The sequence below is a fragment of the Solibacillus cecembensis genome, assembly GCF_050272495.1.
In the GTDB taxonomy this organism is placed as follows: domain Bacteria; phylum Bacillota; class Bacilli; order Bacillales_A; family Planococcaceae; genus Solibacillus; species Solibacillus cecembensis.
The window spans coordinates 1-2,182 of sequence record NZ_JBNNMF010000061.1; the positions used below are offsets into that span (position 1 = coordinate 1).

Annotated in this window: 2 protein-coding genes; one reads left to right on the top strand and one right to left on the bottom strand. The window is 35.2% G+C overall.

Translation table 11 applies throughout. The features are described 5' to 3' along the window. Positions 1 to 121: 121 nt before the first annotated feature. On the bottom strand, positions 122 to 667 hold the full coding sequence (locus tag ACQKIH_RS22355) for a GNAT family N-acetyltransferase (protein ID WP_427769044.1): 546 nt from the start codon (positions 665 to 667) through the stop codon (positions 122 to 124). Positions 668 to 1,157: 490 nt separating this feature from the next. On the opposite strand from ACQKIH_RS22355, the gene ACQKIH_RS22360 reads away from it, so the two are divergent. Continuing rightward, on the top strand, positions 1,158 to 2,048 hold the full coding sequence (locus tag ACQKIH_RS22360; protein ID WP_427769047.1) for a PhzF family phenazine biosynthesis isomerase: 891 nt from the start codon (positions 1,158 to 1,160) through the stop codon (positions 2,046 to 2,048). Positions 2,049 to 2,182: the final 134 nt, after the last annotated feature.

Below are 2,182 nucleotides of genomic sequence, written 5' to 3' on the forward strand. Positions count from 1 at the left end.
ATAAAAAAACACCTCCTAATTGAATTTTAGGTATCTAAACCCGAATTCAATCGAAGATGCTTTTTTTATTTGTCTATACTTTGGGGGTCAGTCCCCATCTCGGATTAGAAGCTTTTGTTTTTCAATGTAAATGATTCTTTTCTTCCCACTCTTCTCTTAAAATCCCCATACGAATGGAATCATAATAATGCCCTTCGTAATAGCGTACTTTTCGAATCCTTGCTTCCATTTGCATGCCTAGCTTTTCACCGACACGAATCATTCGTTCATTTCCTGACCAAGTCGTAAAGCCTACCCGAACTAAAGGCAACGTATTAAATAAATGGTCGATCCATAATGTTAATACGCGGGTTCCTAAACCTTTGCCCCATGAGCCACTTTCATGAAAAACAATGCCCACCTCTAGCCATTGGGAAGGTTGATGTTCCCAGTAATAAGAAACAACGCCTCTTACAACTCTATCTACCTCAATGACCCAAAAATCATCTTCACCTACCCATTTTAAACCTGTTGGAAAAAATGCTTCATAGCTCATTGCTTCATGTGGATAATAAGGTGCATCCCATTTTTTCCATTCCGGCTGCTCGTCCTTGTAGATTAATTCCCACAGACGTACTAAGTCGTTTTCTGCCACTGGTCGAATGACTAATTCGTTATCTGTATACATTTAAGTTCCCCCTTTTCAATTTTTTGAACGTGAAGATAAATAAAGTGCTAAATCTCTAATTTTCTTATTACATCTGTTTCTGTTTCTGATTCAATTCGCTCTTTTTCTTTTGTATAAGAATAGAGTGTATCGCCTTCAATTAGATGACCTGGGATGTTTAATAAACTAACAGCTTTTTTATTGGATTTTTTCGCTCCGTGTAATTTTATAAAATCACCATAAAGGTTTAATTCCCCACCGTTTTTGAATCATAAGCCTCTATAATTATTTTCTAGATTTGATTATTAAACCCCTTTAATTACTCCATTCCAAATCGAATTGTTTCCTCGTAATATATTTGATAAAAAATCTGAGCCTATACTTCAAAATGAATAGTGGCAGACCTTGTAATTTACGCTACAATAATAATGATAACTTCTATTTATATTGAAACTTATTATTGAATAGTTAAAATCAGGCTTGGTGTTTATGATTGAAGGGGGTACATATTTTGGTAAAAGTAAGTATAAAGCACATTGATGCGTTTAGTTCCATTCCTGAGAAAGGGAATCCAGCTGGTGTCGTATTGAATGGCGAGGATTATACAGAAAAACAAATGCTCGCTATTGCTGCAGCAGTTGGATTTAATGAAACAGCATTTGTTGTTCCTTCGAATGTTGCAGATTTTCGCATTCGTTATTTTACACCTGGCCATGAAAATAATTTATGTGGTCATGCGACAATGGGAACGGTTTATGCACTAAGAATGAATGGATTATTAGAAAAATCAGCTTTTACAATTGAAACAAAGGCTGGTATATTGCCGATACAAATTCGTGAAGAAAATAATCAAATACTTATAACGATGCAACATGCGAAACCACAGTTTCAATCATTTGGCGGTTCAAAGTCTGATTTAGCGGCTTCCATTGGATTACGAGAAGAGGATTTACACCCAGAATATCCAATTGTTTATGGGAGTACAGGCATTTGGACATTAATTGTCCCAATTAAAGAACTATCAAGCTTTTCAAAAATGGCACCCAATACTAAAGAATTTCCAAAGGTTTTATTAGAGATGCCAAAAACTTCTGTTCACCCTATTTGTTTTGAAGTGCGTGATTTTGAAAACGCCATGCATGCGCGTCATTTTTCATCTCCTTATTCAGGTACTATTGAAGATGCAATTACAGGCACAGCTTCAGGCGTGATGGGGGCTTATTATAAAAAGTATGTAAATAAAGAAATTCGTTTGCCTGCGACACTTATTGTTGAGCAAGGACATGAAATCAATAAAGATGGACGAGTATATGTACATGTAAAAGAAGATGATGAACAACTAGATATCTCGATTTCAGGTACGGCTGTTTTTGTGAAGGATATTGAGGTTGAAATAGAATAATCCTATGTTCAAATAACTTTAAAGAGCCTTTCTACAATTTTGATATGCTCCCCATTAGGTAGACAGATTAAAAAATAAAATCTGTTTATCAAATGGGGAGTTTTTTCATGTCAAAAAAATTATTTTCACCAGAC